The 15,170-nt window shown below is 70.2% G+C and carries 13 protein-coding genes; 6 read left to right on the top strand and 7 right to left on the bottom strand.

The features are described from left to right. Positions 1-2: 2 nt before the first annotated feature. The 3 genes from IEX13_RS02455 to folC all read right to left on the bottom strand — a co-directional run bounded on the left by IEX13_RS02455 (position 3) and on the right by folC (position 2,886). Positions 3-569 carry a CvpA family protein gene (locus tag IEX13_RS02455; RefSeq protein ID WP_188660871.1) on the bottom strand — a complete coding sequence of 189 codons (567 nt, stop codon included), beginning with the start codon at positions 567-569 and terminating at the stop codon, positions 3-5. A 5-nt stretch (positions 570-574) separates the two neighbouring features. Beyond that, positions 575-1,567 (bottom strand): SPOR domain-containing protein, encoded by a 993-nt coding sequence (locus tag IEX13_RS02450; protein ID WP_188660869.1) that lies wholly within the window; start codon positions 1,565-1,567, stop codon positions 575-577. A gap of 62 nt (positions 1,568-1,629) precedes the next feature. Next, the gene (gene folC, locus IEX13_RS02445) at positions 1,630-2,886 is read right to left on the bottom strand and encodes a bifunctional tetrahydrofolate synthase/dihydrofolate synthase (RefSeq protein WP_425488978.1); all 1,257 of its coding nucleotides are present in this window, start codon (positions 2,884-2,886) and stop codon (positions 1,630-1,632) included. 74 nt (positions 2,887-2,960) lie between these two features. Here folC and IEX13_RS02440 point away from each other — a divergent pair, with 74 nt between their 5' ends. Next, entirely contained in the window at positions 2,961-5,639 is a 2,679-nt protein-coding gene (locus IEX13_RS02440) for a cation-transporting P-type ATPase (protein WP_188660864.1), read from the top strand. Positions 5,640-5,654: 15 nt separating this feature from the next. Here the strand turns inward: IEX13_RS02440 and IEX13_RS02435 are convergent, their stop codons facing one another. Next, positions 5,655-6,644, bottom strand: a complete 990-nt coding sequence (locus IEX13_RS02435; protein WP_188660861.1) for an AraC family transcriptional regulator — start codon at positions 6,642-6,644, stop codon at positions 5,655-5,657. 124 nt (positions 6,645-6,768) lie between these two features. Here IEX13_RS02435 and mddA point away from each other — a divergent pair, with 124 nt between their 5' ends. Together mddA and IEX13_RS02425 are read left to right on the top strand one after the other, a co-directional pair. Next, positions 6,769-7,515 (top strand): methanethiol S-methyltransferase, encoded by a 747-nt coding sequence (gene mddA / locus IEX13_RS02430; protein WP_188660858.1) that lies wholly within the window; start codon positions 6,769-6,771, stop codon positions 7,513-7,515. Beyond that, positions 7,512-7,985: a GNAT family N-acetyltransferase gene (locus IEX13_RS02425; protein ID WP_229668425.1), complete on the top strand. Its 474-nt coding sequence runs from the start codon at positions 7,512-7,514 to the stop codon at positions 7,983-7,985. Before mddA ends, IEX13_RS02425 begins: the two co-directional genes overlap by 4 nt. On the opposite strand, the gene IEX13_RS02420 is transcribed toward IEX13_RS02425, so the two are convergent. Continuing rightward, a complete protein-coding gene (locus tag IEX13_RS02420; protein WP_229668424.1) occupies positions 7,982-9,031 on the bottom strand; it encodes an AraC family transcriptional regulator in 1,050 nt (349 codons plus the stop codon). The genes IEX13_RS02425 and IEX13_RS02420 overlap by 4 nt on opposite strands. Before the next feature lie 205 nt (positions 9,032-9,236). On the opposite strand from IEX13_RS02420, the gene IEX13_RS02415 reads away from it, so the two are divergent. Next, positions 9,237-10,310, top strand: coding sequence for a class I SAM-dependent methyltransferase (locus IEX13_RS02415; protein WP_188660856.1), 1,074 nt, complete (start codon positions 9,237-9,239; stop codon positions 10,308-10,310). Between the two features lie 25 nt (positions 10,311-10,335). Further along, positions 10,336-10,539 carry a nickel-binding protein gene (locus IEX13_RS02410; protein ID WP_188660853.1) on the top strand — a complete coding sequence of 68 codons (204 nt, stop codon included), beginning with the start codon at positions 10,336-10,338 and terminating at the stop codon, positions 10,537-10,539. Here the strand turns inward: IEX13_RS02410 and IEX13_RS02405 are convergent. Beyond that, positions 10,524-11,171, bottom strand: coding sequence for a histidine phosphatase family protein (locus IEX13_RS02405; RefSeq protein ID WP_188660851.1), 648 nt, complete (start codon positions 11,169-11,171; stop codon positions 10,524-10,526). The two genes, IEX13_RS02410 and IEX13_RS02405, sit on opposite strands and share 16 nt — an antisense overlap. Beyond that, positions 11,171-12,733, bottom strand: a complete 1,563-nt coding sequence (gene serA, locus IEX13_RS02400) for a phosphoglycerate dehydrogenase (protein ID WP_188660848.1) — start codon at positions 12,731-12,733, stop codon at positions 11,171-11,173. The genes IEX13_RS02405 and serA overlap by 1 nt, the downstream gene beginning before the upstream one ends. A 305-nt stretch (positions 12,734-13,038) precedes the next feature. Between serA and IEX13_RS02395 the strand changes: the two genes are divergently transcribed. Further along, the gene (locus tag IEX13_RS02395; protein ID WP_188660845.1) at positions 13,039-15,138 is read left to right on the top strand and encodes a M13 family metallopeptidase; all 2,100 of its coding nucleotides are present in this window, start codon (positions 13,039-13,041) and stop codon (positions 15,136-15,138) included. The last annotated feature ends 32 nt before the right edge of the window (positions 15,139-15,170 follow it).

Raw genomic sequence — 15,170 nt, 5'->3', positions numbered from 1 at the left:
GTTCAGGTCTCCGGAAGGGTCTGGCCGGCCGCGTCAGGCGGCGGGCCGTTGGAAGGTTCGGGCAAGGTCATGCCGGGCACCGGGAAAAACAGCTCCTGCGCGGCCATGGGCGGCAGGAAGCCGGCCATCCATTCCGCCCCCTGCTGCACCGACGGCATGAAGCGCGACTGGGTCCACCAGTCGTCGCGCGGCACCGGGGTGAAACCGAGCAGCATCACTGCCACGCAGGCCAGCACCACGCCACGGGCCAGGCCGAAACCCAGGCCAAGCACGCGGTCGGTGGCCGAAAGCCCGGTGTTGGCGATCAGCTTGCCGATCGCCCAGGTCACCAGGCCACCGAGCAACAGTACGCCCAGGAACACGCTGGCGTAACCCAGGAACAGCTGGGCCGACGCCGCGCCGACGCCGATGAACAGCCCCGAGGCCTGGGCGCCGAACGCGATCGCCAGCCAGAAGGCGGCGACCCACACGGTCAGCGACAGCACCTCGACCACGAAGCCCCGCCACAGCCCGATGGCCATCGAGACCGCCAGTATCAGCAGCAAGGCATAGTCGGCCCAGTTCAGCATCAGCGTCAGGGATGGGACACGATGATCGTTTCGCGCAGGCCCAGCTTGGCGGCGATCGATTCGCGCAGTCGTTCGGCGGCGGCGCGGTCGGCCTCGGGGCCCACGCGGACCCGCCAGACCAGGCCGTTGTCGGTGGCGATGCGCTGGTGGAACGCAACAAAACCCGCGGCCCGCGCCCGGTCGCGCAGCGCGTTGGCATCGGCTTCGGTGCTGAAGGCGCCCAGTTGCACGGCGAACCCGACGGTGGCCGCGGCCGCCGGACGGGTCGTGGTCGCCGCCGCCGGGGAGCGGCCGGCGTCGAGTGCAATGACCACCGTGCGCGTGCCCGACACGCTTTCGGCGCGCAGGCGCGCGGCTTCGGCAACGGTGCGCTCGGCGTAGGGACCCACGCGCACGCGGGTGGCTGGCTTGCCGTTGACGTCGACCGACTCGCTGGTGACCGGCAGCCCGGCGGCGCGCAGCTTGTCGGCCAGGGCGCGGGCATTGGCCTGGTTGGAGAAGCTGCCGACGTTCACCGCGTAGCGGCCGCCCGCGCTGCTGGCCGGAAGGGGTTGCTTGGGTGTGGCGGGTTCGGGGGTGGCAGCGGGTTCGGGTTCGGGCGCCGGCTGCGCGGCGGGCGCGGCGGCCAGGGCTTCGCCGCTGGCGGCGTCCACCGCCTGCAGCGGTCCGCCGTCGTCGGCCGGCGCGCCGACGTCCGGGGCGTCGATCCGCGGCGCGGCGTTGCCCTCCACATCCACCGTGGCCACGGCATTGGGATCGTCACTGGCCGGCGCGGAAGGCCCGCCCAGCACCGAACCCTCGCCGGCCGGCTGCGGCACGGCCAGCGGCAGTTCGCGGGTCTCGAATTCCTGGTCGGGCGCGGCCGGCATCGAAAGCGGCACCTGCGCGGCGTCGGGCTCGCCGACGTCGGGGCCCTGCAGCAGCATGGGCAGGAAGATCATCGCCAGCGCCACCAGCACGGCGGCGCCGATCAGGCGCTGTTTCAGGGCGGAATCCATCGCGAGTTCGGTCCGGCCGGAGGAGTGGCGCGAATTATAGCCGGGATGCCCGCCCGGCCGGGTCAGGCCGATGCCAGGGCTTCAGCCACCGTGTGGAAAGAGCCGAACACCAGCACGCGCCCGTCTTTTCCCGCCGCCGTGGCCGCGGCGTGGCGGGCGTCGGCCAGGCTGCGATGCGCGAACAGGATGTCGGCCGGCAGTTCATCACCGAGCCGACGCGCCAGTTCGTCCACCGCCAGGCCGCGCGCACCGGCGTCGGTGATCGGACCCAGGTGCCAGGCCCGCAGCCAGGGGGCGAGCGGCCGGCAGATGCCGGCCAGGTCCTTGTCGGCCAGGGCGCTGAACACGGCCACGGTCGGTTTGGGGTTCGCCGCCAGCCAGTCGGCGAGCTGGCGGGCGCCCTGCGGGTTGTGCGCCACGTCCAGCACCATTTCGGGCGAGCCGGGCAACACCTGCAGCCGCCCCGGCGCGCGCGCCGTCGCCACGCCCTCGCGCAGGGCCTGGTCGGGCACCGGCAGGTCCAGCGCGCGCAGCGCGGCGATGGCGGCCGCGGCGTTGCCGCGCTGGGCCGGCGCCGGCATCGCCGGATCGGGCAGGTCGATTTCATACCCCGGTTCCCGCCAGCGCCAGCCCGCGTCCAGCTCATCAACCAGGTAATCGGAATAACCGCGGATGGCGAAGGCGCCGATGGCATAGGCGTGCCGCAGCACCGACGACGGCGGGTCTTTTTCGGCCAGCACGCAGGGTTTGCCGGCGCGCAGGATGCCGGCTTTTTCGAAGCCGATGCTTTCGCGGTCGTCGCCCAGGTAGTCCTGGTGGTCCAGGTCGACGGTGGTGATGACCGCGCAGTCGGGGTCGACGATGTTGGTGGCGTCCAGGCGCCCGCCCAGCCCAACCTCGAGCACGGCCAGGTCGAGTCCGGCGGCTTCGAACAGCATCAGTGCGGCCAGTGTTCCGAACTCGAAATAGGTCAGCGGCGTTTCACCGCGCGCGGCCTCGATGCGTTCGAAAGCCGCCACCAGCGCGGCGTCGCCGGCATCGGCGCCGTCGATGCGCACGCGTTCGTTGTAGCGCAGCAGGTGCGGCGAGGTGTAGGCGCCGACCTTCAGGCCCGCCGCGCGCGCGATCGCCTCGATGAAGGCCACCGTCGAACCCTTGCCATTGGTTCCGCCGACGGTGATGACCCGGCGCGCCGGTCGGCCCAGGCCAAGCCGCCGCGCCACCTCGCCCACGCGTTCAAGGCCCATGTCGATGGACCTGGGGTGGACCTGCTGCTGGTAGTCCAGCCATTGCTCGAGGGTGCGTTCCATGGGCTGCATTATCCGGCCGGCGCCGGCGATGTGACAGCGGACCCGGATGGTTCGTGGACCGGGTTTCCCCTAACCTGCGGGGCATGGGCCAGTGGCATGCGACTTCAGGACCGGATGCGACGCAGGCTCTGGATGCCTCGCCGGACGGGCTGGCCGCGCCCGAGGCGGCACGCCGGCTCCGGGAACACGGGCCGAACCGGCTGCCGGAACCGGCACGCACCCACCCCCTGCTCCGCCTCCTGCGGCAGTTCAACAACATCCTGATCTACGTACTGCTGGGCGCCGCCGCGGTGACGGCCGCGCTGGGCCATGGCGTCGACACCGCGGTCATCGTGGCGGTGGTGCTGGCCAACGCGATCATCGGCTACGTCCAGGAAGGCAAGGCCGAGCGGGCGATGGAAGCGCTGCGCGGCCTGCTGGCGCCGCGCGCGGCGGTGCTGCGCGACGGCCGCCGCCTGGGCGTGGACGCCGGCACGCTGGTGCCGGGCGACGTGGTGCTGCTGGAAGCCGGCGACCGGGTGCCGGCCGACCTGCGCCTGCTGCAGGTGCGCGGGCTGCAGGTCCAGGAGGCCCTGCTCACCGGTGAATCACTGCCGGTGGACAAACAGCTGGACGCGGTCGCGGCCGATGCCCCGCTGGGCGATCGCAGCTGCCTGGCATTCAGCGGCACGCTGGTCACCGCCGGCCAGGGCCGCGGGTTGGTGGTTGGCACCGGCGCGGACACCGAGATCGGTCGCATCAGCGGCCTGCTGACGCGGGTAGAGACGCTGGAGACGCCGCTTGTCCGGCAGATGGACGCCTTTGCCCGCGGCCTGAGCTTCGTGATCCTGGCCGCTTCGGCGCTGCTGCTGGCCGCGGGCCACTTCATCGGCGACCGGCCCTTCGACGAGGTGTTCATGGCCGTGGTCGGCCTGGCGGTATCGGCCATCCCCGAAGGCCTGCCGGCGGTGCTGACCATCACCCTGGCCGTCGGCGTGCAGGCCATGGCCCGGCGCAATGCGATCGTGCGCCGGCTTCCGGCCATCGAAACCCTGGGCGCGGTGTCGGTCATCTGCACCGACAAGACCGGCACGCTGACCCGCAATGAAATGGTGGTGGCGACCGTGGCGCTCGCCGGTGCCAGCTATCGGGTGGAAGGCGAAGGTTATGCCCCGCTGGGATTGCTGGTGCGCGAAGGCGGAGGCGAAGGGCCAGCGGCGGCGCTCGCCGATCTCGCAATGGCGGCCGCCCTTTGCAACGACGCCGCCCTGCACAGCCGCAATGGCGAGTGGCAGGTTGAAGGCGACCCGATGGAAGGCGCCCTGCTCGCCTTCGCCGGCAAGGCCGGCATCGACCTGCAGCAGGTTGGCGCCGACTGGCCGCGCGTGGATGCCATCCCCTTCGACGCCCGCCACCGGTTCATGGCCAGCCTGCACCACGACCACGACGGGCACGTGGTCGCCGTGGCCAAAGGGGCTCCGGAGCGCATGCTGTCGATGTGCGCATGCCAGCGCGGCGAGGCCGGTGACGAATCGCTCGATGCCGTGGCCTGGCGCGAGGCCGCGGAGGCCATCGCCGCACGCGGCCAGCGGGTCCTGGCCTTCGCCACGCGCGACATGCCGCCCGGCAGCACGTCCCTGGATTTCGCCGACGTCGAGGGCCCGCTGGTGTTCCTGGGCCTGGTCGGCCTGATCGACCCGCCGCGGCCGGAGGCGGTGGCCGCCGTCGCCGAGTGCCGCCGCGCCGGTATCCGCGTGAAGATGATCACCGGCGACCACGCCGGCACGGCCGCCGCCATTGGTGCCCAGGTCGGGCTGGAAGCACCGGACGCGGTGCTCACCGGCGCCGACCTGGACGAACTCGACGACGAAGCCCTGCGCGCCGCGGTCGAACGCACCGACGTTTTCGCCCGCACCAGTCCCGAACACAAGCTGCGCCTGGTGATGGCGCTGCAGTCGCTGGGCCGCGTGGTCGCGATGACCGGCGACGGCGTCAACGACGCGCCTGCGCTCAAACGGGCCGACGCCGGCATCGCGATGGGCCGCAAGGGCAGCGAAGCGGCGAAGGAGGCCTCGGAACTGGTGCTGGCCGACGACAACTTCGCCTCGATCGCCGCCGCCGTGCGCGAAGGGCGCACGGTCTACGACAACCTGCGCAAGGTCATCCGCTGGACCTTGCCCACCAATGCCGGCGAGGCCGGGACGATCATCGTGGCCCTGCTGGCCGGCCTGGCGCTGCCGGTGACGCCCGTGCAGATCCTGTGGGTGAACCTGGCCACGGCGGTCACCCTGGGCCTGGCCCTGGCCTTCGAACCGACCGAGCCCAACACGATGCGCCGGCCACCGCGCCGGCCCGACGAACCCCTGCTCGACCGCAGCCTGGCCTGGCACATCGCGTTGGTGGCCAGCCTGTTCATGCTGGCGGTGTTCGGCATCTTCGAGTGGACGCTTGCACGCGGGCATTCGATCGAACTGGCGCGCACGCTGGCGGTGAATACGCTGGTGGTGCTGGAGATCTTCCACCTCTTCCACGTACGCAACCTGCACGGCACGTCGTTCAACCTGCAGGCGATCAAGGGCACCCCGGTGATCTGGCTGACGATCACGCTGGTGACTGTGGCGCAGTTCGCGATCACCTACGTGCCGGTTCTGCAGCAGGTCTTCGGCACCACCGCCGTGCCGCTGGCGGACGGCCTGGTGGTGGTGGCGCTGGGCGTCGTCCTGCTGGTGGTGCTGGAAGCCGACAAGGCACTGCGGATTCGCCGGCAACAAGGCAAGCACTGACCCGGGAACGGCAACTCAGCGACCGGCCTGCTGCCGGCGCCACAGCGCGGGCGACGTGCCCTGGCAGCGCTTGAAGGCCCGGCTGAAGGCCGCTTCCGACTGGTACCCCACCGCCTCGGCGATGCGCACCAGGGAGGCCTGGCTGCCGGCCAGCATTCCGGTGGCCAGCTGCATGCGCCAGTTCGCCAGGTAGGCCATGGGCGACAGTCCCAGCTGGCCGCCGAAACGTTCCACCAGCACCGTTCGCGACATGGCGGCGCGGCGCGCCAGTTCGGCCAGGGTCCAGGCCGTGGCGGGCTCGCCGTGCATCAGGTGCAGCACACGCCCCAGCTGAGGGTCCGCCAGGGCGCCGAACCAGCCCTTCTGCCCCGGCGGCAGCGCCTCGAAATGGCGCCGCACCACCTCGATGAACAGCAGTTCGCTCAGGCGCGAAAGCACGCCGGCATGGCCGGGCCGGCGGACGCGGCTTTCGGCCACCGCGGCCTGCACAAGCCGCGGCAGGACATCGTTCTCGCCGGCCGGCAAGGCACTCACGTGCAGCATGCGCGGCAAGGCCTGCACGACCGGATTGAAGGGCGACAGGTCGCAGCCCAGGAAACCGCAGACCAGGCGCGCACGACCCGCCTCTTCGTCGGCATCGGCCTGGCCTTCGCCCAGGTAGAACGGCAGCGGTTCACCGCGGAGCGACTGGCGCACCACCCCGTGGCCCGGGCCTGGCTGGCAGGCCGGGTCGCTGGACATCACGTGGGCGTCGCCGTGCGGGAACACCACGACGCTGCCGGCTTCAAGCGCCACGGCGGTATCCCGCTCGTTCTCCAGCGCCACCCAGCAACGGCCGCGGGAAACAATGTGGTACTCCATGACGTGCTGGAAACCCGGCATCACGTCCGGCGCCTGTTCCAGCGCGGGCCGGGCGGAGGCCACCCAGGGCGCCTGCGCTTCGACTTCGTAGAACACCGCGCCGGAAAGCCGCACGGCCTGCAGCACGTCCGAAAGCACGTCCATCGTTGTGCTCCTTCTGGCTCGGGCCGCTTTTCCGGCCGCACGGTCATGTCAGGCGGCCGCCCGGGCATGTCGCGCCCGGACCGCCGGTCCTAGAGTTGTGCTGTCATCACGAAGGATGCCCCCAATGCCCCGCCTGCTCTACCCCCTTTATGCACTGGTCGCATATGCGATCGGCCTGGCTTCGATCCTGTACCTGGTGGGCTTCATGGCCGACCTGTGGGTGCCCAAGACCATCAACGGCGGCCCCGCCGCGGCGCTGCCCGCCGGCGCCTGGACCAACGTGGCCGTGCTGGCCGCCTTCCTGGTGCTGCACTCGGTGATGGCCCGGCCTGCCTTCAAGGCCAGGTGGACCCGGCTGGTACCCGAGTCCCTGGAGCGCGCGACCTACATCCTGGTGTCAGGCCTGACCACCTTCGCCCTGGCCTGGGCCTGGCAGCCGATGCCGGCGGTGGTCTGGGACGCCGGCGACGGCGCGGTGGGAATGAGCCTGTACGCCGTGCAGGCGCTGGGCTGGCTGACGATCGTGCTGGCGACCTTCAACATCGACCACTTCGCTTTCTTCGGCCTGCGCCAGGCCTGGGACCGCTTTCATCAGCGCCGGCACCAGCCAGCGCCCTTCACGGCGCGCTTTCTGTACGGCCTGGTCCGTCATCCGATCAGCCTGGGCTGGCTGCTGGTGTTCTGGTCAACCCCGCGGATGACCGAAGGCCACCTGCTTTTCGCGGGCGTCATGACGGCCTATATCGCCCTGGTCACGCCGCTCGAAGAACGTGATCTGGTCGAGGCCATCGGTGACGACTACCGCCGCTACCGACGTCGGGTGCGGGCCTTCCTGCCCTGGCCGCGCACGCGTCGGGCGGCCGACGCGTGATCCGCCTGCGTACAGGCGGCGCCGGCGACGCCCGGGAGCTTGCCGCCCTGTTCACCGCATCAGTCCACGAACTGGGTAAGGCGTACTACGACGACGAGCAGCGCAGGGCCTGGGCGTCACCGGAACCGGACCTGGCCCGGTGGCAAGATCGCCTGGCGGCGCTGAACGTCCTGGTGGCCGGGCGCAACGGTCAAACCGCCGGATTCATCGCCTTCACGCCGGACGGCTACATCGACCTGCTGTTCACCGCGCCGGCGCACGCCCGGCACGGCGTGGCTCGGGCCTTGTTCCTCGCGGCGGAGCGGCACCTGCATGCACTCGGCACGTATGACCTGCATACCCATGCCAGCCGGGTCGCGCGGCCGTTCTTCGAGCAAGTCGGGTTCACGGTGCTTGCCCCGGAAACCGTGGACCGGGACGGCGTCGCGCTTGAACGCTTCGCCATGCGCAAATGTGCCGCACCGGCCTAGCTGGCGATCCGGACCTGCTCGCGGCGCCAGGTCGCCGGCGGGCGCCCGGTTTCGCGTCGGAAGGCCCGGCTGAAGGACGCCTCCGATTCGTAGCCGACTTCCTGGGCGATCGAAGCCACCGTAGCCGCGGAATGGCGCAGCAGGCCAGCGGCAACCTGCATTCGCCAGCGAGCCAGGTATTGCATGGGCGCGTGCCCGGTGAACTGTCCGAAGCGCTCGTGCAGCGCCGAGCGCGACAGCCCCACCCGGTCTGCCAGGCGATCAATCGTCCAAGCTTCACCCGGATTGGCGTGCAGGCAGGACAGAGCGCGCCCGACGTAACGATCGCGCAATCCGGCGAGCCAGTTGTTCTGGTCTTCGGGCAGTTCTTCCAGGTAGCGCCGCACCAGCTCGACGAACATCGTCTCGCTCAGGCGCTCGAGCAGCGCCTCGCCACCCGGACGCTTCTCCACCGATTCGGCCACGGCGAAACGCACAAGCTGGCTGATGCGGTCGTCTTCACCGTCGCGCGCGCGGATGTGCAGCAGCTCCGGCAGGCTGGCCAACAGCGGGTTGAATGGCCTGGCGTCACAGCCGAAAAAGCCGCAGACCAGGGTGGCCGACCCCGGTGCAGGCGGGGAATCGGCGCAACCGAGCCGCACGTCGCCACCCACCCGGCTGGAGAAAACGGGCAGTTGCTGGTCGCGCGGCTGCGCGTAGGCCGCCATGTCCACCACGCCGCGCAGTCCCGGGTGGCTGGTCACCGAATGCGGTGCGCCGCGCGGGTAAACCACCACGTCACCCAGCTCCAGTCGGACTGCTTCGCCGTCGATCAGTCCGGTCCAGCACGCGCCCTCGGTCACGACGTGGTAGGCCATGACATGTTCGATGCCAGGCATGACGTAGCGGGCGATCTCGCTGGCGTGTGGCGCCTCGCTGGCCCAGCGGTCGCGGCCTTCGACGTGGAAAAACAGCGCACCGCGCAGCCGCACGCTGCGAAGCACCTCGGAAAGGGTGTCCTTGCTCATGGTCGGCAGCCAGGTCCACGAGGGGGAACGGGCGAACATCTTGGACCTTTTGCCGCCTTCGCTCCACCCGGGCGGACGCCCGGACAAAAACGCCGGAGCCTGGGTCAAGTCGCGGCGCCAAGCCGGATGAACGGTCAAATCGCAAGGAGCCTGTGCACGGCACGTGCGGTCCCGGGTGACCAGACTTCGGTTGCGGCGGGGCAATGCCCGCCTTCCCCCCGAAAACGAATCAAGAGGCAACACAATGGAACACGCGGCAACTTTCGATGAAAACAAACTCAATGCCTTCATGGGCCAGGTCATCGGCGATCTCGGCGGTGCCTACAGCGTCTCGATGGTCAAGCTCGGCGACCGGCTTGGACTTTACCGCGCCCTGCGCGACCAGGGCCCGGCCACGGCGTCCGAACTATCCCGGCGCACCGGCTGCGACGCGCGCTACCTGCGCGAGTGGCTGTGCCACCAGGCGGCTTCGAACTACCTGCACTACGACGCCGGCGACGGCCGCTTCTCGCTGCCCGTCGAGCAGGCGATGGTGTTCGCCGATGAAAACAGCCCCGTCTACATGATCGGCGGCTTCGAGAACGCGGAATCGACGATCGAGAACTACACCAAGGTCGCCGCCGCCTTCCGCAGCGGCGACGGCGTCGCCTGGGGCGACCAGGCCCACTGCATGTTCTGCGCGGTGGCAAAGTTCTTCCGCCCCGGCTACGAGCACAATCTGGTGCAGGCCTGGTTGCCGGCGATCGAAGGCATGGTGCCGCGCCTCGAGGCCGGCGCCCTGGTGGCCGACGTCGGATGCGGCCACGGCCACTCCACCCTGATCATGGCCCAGGCCTTCCCGAACTCACGCTTTGTTGGCCTGGACTTCCACCCGGGCTCGATCCAGGACGCGATCCGCCATCGCGACGCGCTGGGCATCAGCGCGGACCGCGTCGACTTCCGCGTTGCCACCGCCACCGACTTCGATGGCGGACCCTATGACCTGGTCACCTGCTTCGACAGCCTGCACGACATGGGCAATCCGGTCGGCGCGGCCAGCCATGTCCGCAGCCAGCTCAAGGACGACGGCAGCTGGATGGTGGTCGAGCCGATGGCAGGTGATTCGGTCCAGGACAACCTGCACCCGGTCGGTCGGCTCTTTTATGCCGCGTCCACCCTCATCTGCGTGCCCACTGCCCTGGCGCAATCCCCCGGACTGGCGCTGGGCGCCCAGGCCGGGCTGCGCGAGCTGAGCCAGGTGATCGGCGCCGGCGGCTTCAGCCGGGTCAGCCAGGTCGCCACCACGCCGTTCAACCAGGTGCTCGACGCGCGCAAGTAGCGCCGGCACGTTCATGGAGAGTCCCATGCTGAAGCGTTACGTGATCGAACGCAGTATTCCCGGCGTCGGCACGCTGCCCGCCGAAGCCATGTCGGGCGTCGCCGCCAACGCGCGGCTGGCGCTCGAGGCGCTCGGCCCCGGCGCGCGCTGGCTGCAGTCCTTCGTCACCCACGACAAGACCTACTGCATCTACCTCGCCCGGGGCGATGGGGCTCACAGCGCCCGGTGAACCGCCTCGCCGAACAGCGGCGTGTGGTGGTTGCAGTCGTTCAGGCGCACCACTTCCAGCGCGTCGGCGCCGGGGCCTTCGAGCAGGTTGAGCGTGGTCGGCGCCTGCCGGAAGGACCACAGGCGCGACAGCGGCAAGCCCAGGATGCGGCACAGGATGACTCGGTTGACCGCGTCGTGCGCCACCACCAGCAGCGTGTCGCCCTCGCCCAGGCCGTCGCAGGCGCGCGCGAAGGCCGGCCAGGCGCGGTCGAAGACCTGCACGATCGATTCGCCGCCGCCGGGCATCTGCACGGTTTCCGGGGAATCACGCCAGGCGCGCAGGCGGTTGGGGTCGCGGGCGCGGATCTCGCTGGCCAGCAGGCCTTCCCAGTCGCCGTGGGCGATTTCCTGCAGGTCGCGGTCGAGCTGCAGCAGGTCGGCGCGCTCCTGGCCCAGGGCCAGTTCGGCCGTGCGTCGTGCGCGCGAAAGCGGCGAGGCGACCGCGCGCGTGATCGGCAGCTCGCGCAGCCTCTCGCCCAGCAGCCGGGCCTGGCGTTCGCCGGTTTCCGAAAGTGCGATGTCGTGTTGGCCCTGGTAACGGCCTTCGGCGTTCCAGGGGGTTTCGCCGTGGCGGGCAAGCAGGATGCGCATCACAGCTGCTCCATGGAAACGATGCCGGGGATGCCGCGCAGCGACTGCAGCTGCGGCATGGCGACCTCGCGGTCGACGGTGATCGCGGCGACGGCGCCACCGTCGCCGGTGGCACCCAGCGAGAAGTTGACGATGTTCACGCCGGCCGCGCCCAGGTGCGAGCCGACCAGGCCGATGACGCCGGGCTTGTCTTCGTTGCGCATCAGCAGCACGTGCGCCAGCGGGTCGAAGTCGAGCTCGACGCCGTCCAGTCGCACCACGCGCGGACCACGGTGCAGGGTGGCCTCGATCTCGCGGGACTGGCCGCCGCCTTCGACGCGGATGCGCAGCAGGCGGTCGAAACCGTCGCCGTCGCCGCCCAGGGTTTCGGCGACTTCCAGCCCGCGCGCCGCCGCTTCGTGCAGCGCGTTCACCGGCGTCACCCGGCCCGAGGCCGGGCCCAGCAGCGCGGCCACCAGCAGGCGGGTCAGCGGCCGGGTGTCCAGGCCCTCGGTGCGGCCGGCATAGGTGACGTGCAGCTTCACGGGCGCCGGCACCAGCCGGCCGGCCAGCTTGCCCAGCGCGGTCATCAGCGGCATCCACGGGCCGACTTCGCGCGCGGTTTCCGGCGTGAGCGGCGGCAGGTTGACGCAGCCGGCGACGGCGCCGGTGGCGACGAAGTCGATGATCTGCCGCGCCAGGATCGTGCTGACCGCCTGCTGGGCCTCGCCGGTGCTGGCACCCAGGTGCGGGGTCAGCACCAGGCGCGGGTGGTTGCGCAGGGCCGAGTCCTTGGGCAGCGGCTCGGTGGCGAAGGTGTCGAGCGCGGCGCCCGCCAGATGGCCTTCGTCGAGCAGCCGCAGCAGCGCCTGTTCGTCGAGCAGGCCGCCGCGCGCGGCGTTGATCACGAAGGCGCCGGGCTTGAGCAGGCGCAGCCGGGTTTCGTCGAGCAGGTTGGTGGTGTCCTTGGTGCGCGGGATGTGCAGCGTCACCACGTCGGCCCAGGCCAGCAGGTCGTCGAGCGCCATCAGCGGCACGCTGCCCTTGCCGGCGGCGGAAGCCGGCAGGAAGGGGTCGTAGGCGGCGACTTCCATGCCGATGCCCAGGGCCTTGCGCGCCACGGTGGCGCCGATGCGGCCCAGGCCGATGACGCCGAGCTTCTTGCCTTCGAGCTCGAAGCCGGTGAGGCCGGCCTTGGGCCATTCACCCGCCTTCATGCCGGCGTCGGCACGCGGCACGTGCCGCGCCAGGGCGAACAGCAGCGAGATGGCGTGTTCGGCGGCCGCCAGGGTGTTGCCGTCGGGCGCGTTCATCACGGCGATGCCGCGGGCGGTGGCGGCTTCGACGTCGATGGTGTCGACACCGGCGCCGGCGCGGCCGATCACCTTCAGTTGCCCGGCCTTGGCCAGGGCCTCGCCGGGCACCGGGGTCGCCGAACGCACCAGCACGGCGTCGAAGCCGGCCAGCTTGTCGGCCAGGGCCTTGGGGTCTTTTATCGGTTCGCTGGTTTCGACCGTCCAGCCAGCCTTGCGGAACAGGTCCAGGCCGTCTTCATGGATGCCATCACAGGCCAATACGCGCATCGCCACACTCCTCGTTCACGGTTCATGGGGGGCCGGGACGGCCAGGCGATCGCCGGGGCGAGCGCGTTCATGCACGTGAAGGGGGCGGCGCTAGGACCATCAGAAAGCCGATGCGTGACGACGCCACCGGCGTGACTGCGGGTCTGGAGACGGGGCTTCATGAGCATGGGAGTCCAAGACCAACGCCCCGACCGTAGCAGAGCCGCCGGTCCGGCCGCCAGTCCCGACCCATGACCTCTGGCCTACCCGCCGGCGGGCCGCATGCCCTACGCTCGGCAGCTTCGTCCCACGCAAAGGTTCCGCCCATGACCCGCCTCAAGCCGCTTGCCCTGGCGCTCAGTGTTTCCCTCGCCCTGGCCGCCTGCCAGAAAGCCGAAGAACCCGCCGCCAACGCCGCGGCGCCGGAGGCACCGAAGCTGCAGGTCGACCTGGCCCAGGTGCAGCAGCAGCCGATCTCGCTCAAGGCCGAGGACCTCGACACCAGCATCCAGGCCTGCCAGGACTTCAACGGTTTCGTGAACGCCAAGTGGCTCGCCGCCAACCCGGTGCCGGGCGACCGCACCACCTGGGGCGCCTTCCCGGCGCTGGGCGAACGTTCCCTGCAGGTGCAGCACGAAATCGCCAAGGCCGCCGCCGACGGCGAATGGCCGCAGGGCAGCATGGAACAGAAGGTCGGCGACTTCTTCGCCGCCGGCATGGACGAAGCCGCGATCGAGGCCGCCGGCCTGGCGCCGGTGCAGCCCGAACTCGACCGGATCGACGCACTGGCGTCGAACGCCGACATCCCGGCGTACATCGGCGACGCCTATGCCCGCGGCCAGGGCATGCTGTTTGGCTTCTACGCGATGGCCGACTACAACGACTCCACCACAAACATCGCCTACGCCAGCCAGGGCGGCCTGTCGCTGCCCGAGCGCGCCTATTACCTGGAGGACCGCGAGGACTACAAGGCCGCCCGCGCCGCCTTCGTCGAACACGTGGCCGCGCTGATGCAGCTGGCCGGTTCGGACGAAGAAACCGCGAAGGCCCAGGCGCGGGACGTGCTGGCCTTCGAGACCCGCCTGGCCGAAGCCTCGCTGGGCCGCCTGGAGCTGCGCGACCCGGCCAACCGCTACAACCCGGTGTCGCTGGCCGACGCCGACGCCAGCACGCCGAACTTCAGCTGGACGCAGTTCTTCACCGCGCTCGACGTCGACGCGCCGCAGAGCTTCTCGCTGCCGATGCCCAGCTTCTTCAAGGAAGTGGACGCGATGCTGGCCGACGTGCCGCTGGAAACCTGGAAGACCTGGCTGCGCTTCCGCACCATCGACGAAGCCTCGCCCTACCTGTCGAACGCCTTCGCCGAACGCAACTTCGAGTTCTACGGCAAGACCCTGCGCGGCCAGAAGGAAATGCAGGAGCGTTGGAAGCGCGTGCTTGGCGCGCTCAATGGTTCGATGGGCGAAGGCTTCGGCCAGCTTTACGTCGAACAGGCCTTCCCGCCCGAATCCAAGGCCAAGATGGAAGAGCTGGTCGGCAACCTGATGGCGTCGCTCAAGACCCGCCTGGAAAACCTGGACTGGATGAGCGAGGACACCAAGGCCAAGGCCATCGAGAAGTGGTCCTCGTTCACGCCCAAGGTCGGCTACCCGGACAAGTGGCGCGACTGGAGCGGCCTGGAGGTTTCGGATGAAAGCTACGCCGGCAACCTGCTCGCCGCCTCGGCCTTCAACTACCGCTACATGCTCGACAAGATCGGCAAGCCGGTCGACCGCAGCGAATGGGGCATGAGCCCGCAGACGGTGAACGCCTACTACCGCGCCACCGCCAACGAGATCGTGTTCCCGGCCGCCATCCTGCAGCCGCCCTTCTTCGACGTGAACGCCGACGACGCGCTCAACTACGGCGGCATCGGCGCGGTGATCGGCCATGAAATGCTGCATGGCTTCGACGACCAGGGCAGCAAGTTCGACGCCCAGGGCAACATGGCCAACTGGTGGACCGACCAGGACCGCGAGAAGTTCGAGGCCGCCACCACCAAGCTGGCCGACCAGTACAGCGGCTACGAAGCCCTGCCGGGCCTGTTCGTGAACGGCAAGCTGGGCCTGGGTGAAAACATCGCCGACCTGGGCGGCGTCACCGTCGCCTACGACGCGCTCCAGCGCGCCCAGGGCGAAGGTTTCACCGACCCGATGATCGACGGCTACAGCCAGGACCAGCGCTTCTTCATGAACTGGGCCACGGTCTGGCGCATCGCCTTCACCGAAGCCCAGCTCAAGCAGCAGATCACCGTCGGCCCGCACAGCCCGGGCATGTTCCGCGCGATCGGCGCCCCGTCCAACCTGCCGGCCTTCGCCGAGGCCTTCGAGTGCAAGGAAGGCGACAAGATGGTGCGTTCGGGCGACGACCGCGTCGTGATCTGGTAAGCCCCCCCCCTTCCACCTGATGCCCCCTTCCC

Origin of the sequence: Arenimonas soli, from assembly GCF_014643775.1 — a bacterium.
Classification (GTDB): Bacteria; Pseudomonadota; Gammaproteobacteria; order Xanthomonadales; family Xanthomonadaceae; genus Arenimonas; species Arenimonas soli.
Note: the sequence above shows the minus strand (reverse complement) of the source record. Positions and strands in the feature narration are given on the sequence as shown.

What these genes read in the sequence shown, in the direction of transcription:
- IEX13_RS02455 (WP_188660871.1), bottom strand. Translation starts at nt 569, where the DNA reads ATGCTGAACTGGGCCGACTATGCCTTGCTGCTGATACTGGCGGTCTCG.
- IEX13_RS02410 (WP_188660853.1), top strand. Translation starts at nt 10,336, where the DNA reads ATGCTGAAGCGTTACGTGATCGAACGCAGTATTCCCGGCGTCGGCACG.
- IEX13_RS02395 (WP_188660845.1), top strand. Translation starts at nt 13,039, where the DNA reads ATGACCCGCCTCAAGCCGCTTGCCCTGGCGCTCAGTGTTTCCCTCGCC.
- mddA (WP_188660858.1), top strand. Translation starts at nt 6,769, where the DNA reads ATGCCCCGCCTGCTCTACCCCCTTTATGCACTGGTCGCATATGCGATC.
- IEX13_RS02440 (WP_188660864.1), top strand. Translation starts at nt 2,961, where the DNA reads ATGGGCCAGTGGCATGCGACTTCAGGACCGGATGCGACGCAGGCTCTG.
- folC (WP_425488978.1), bottom strand. Translation starts at nt 2,886, where the DNA reads ATGCAGCCCATGGAACGCACCCTCGAGCAATGGCTGGACTACCAGCAG.
- IEX13_RS02435 (WP_188660861.1), bottom strand. Translation starts at nt 6,644, where the DNA reads ATGGACGTGCTTTCGGACGTGCTGCAGGCCGTGCGGCTTTCCGGCGCG.
- IEX13_RS02405 (WP_188660851.1), bottom strand. Translation starts at nt 11,171, where the DNA reads ATGCGCATCCTGCTTGCCCGCCACGGCGAAACCCCCTGGAACGCCGAA.
- IEX13_RS02420 (WP_229668424.1), bottom strand. Translation starts at nt 9,031, where the DNA reads ATGTTCGCCCGTTCCCCCTCGTGGACCTGGCTGCCGACCATGAGCAAG.
- serA (WP_188660848.1), bottom strand. Translation starts at nt 12,733, where the DNA reads ATGCGCGTATTGGCCTGTGATGGCATCCATGAAGACGGCCTGGACCTG.
- IEX13_RS02450 (WP_188660869.1), bottom strand. Translation starts at nt 1,567, where the DNA reads ATGGATTCCGCCCTGAAACAGCGCCTGATCGGCGCCGCCGTGCTGGTG.
- IEX13_RS02415 (WP_188660856.1), top strand. Translation starts at nt 9,237, where the DNA reads ATGGAACACGCGGCAACTTTCGATGAAAACAAACTCAATGCCTTCATG.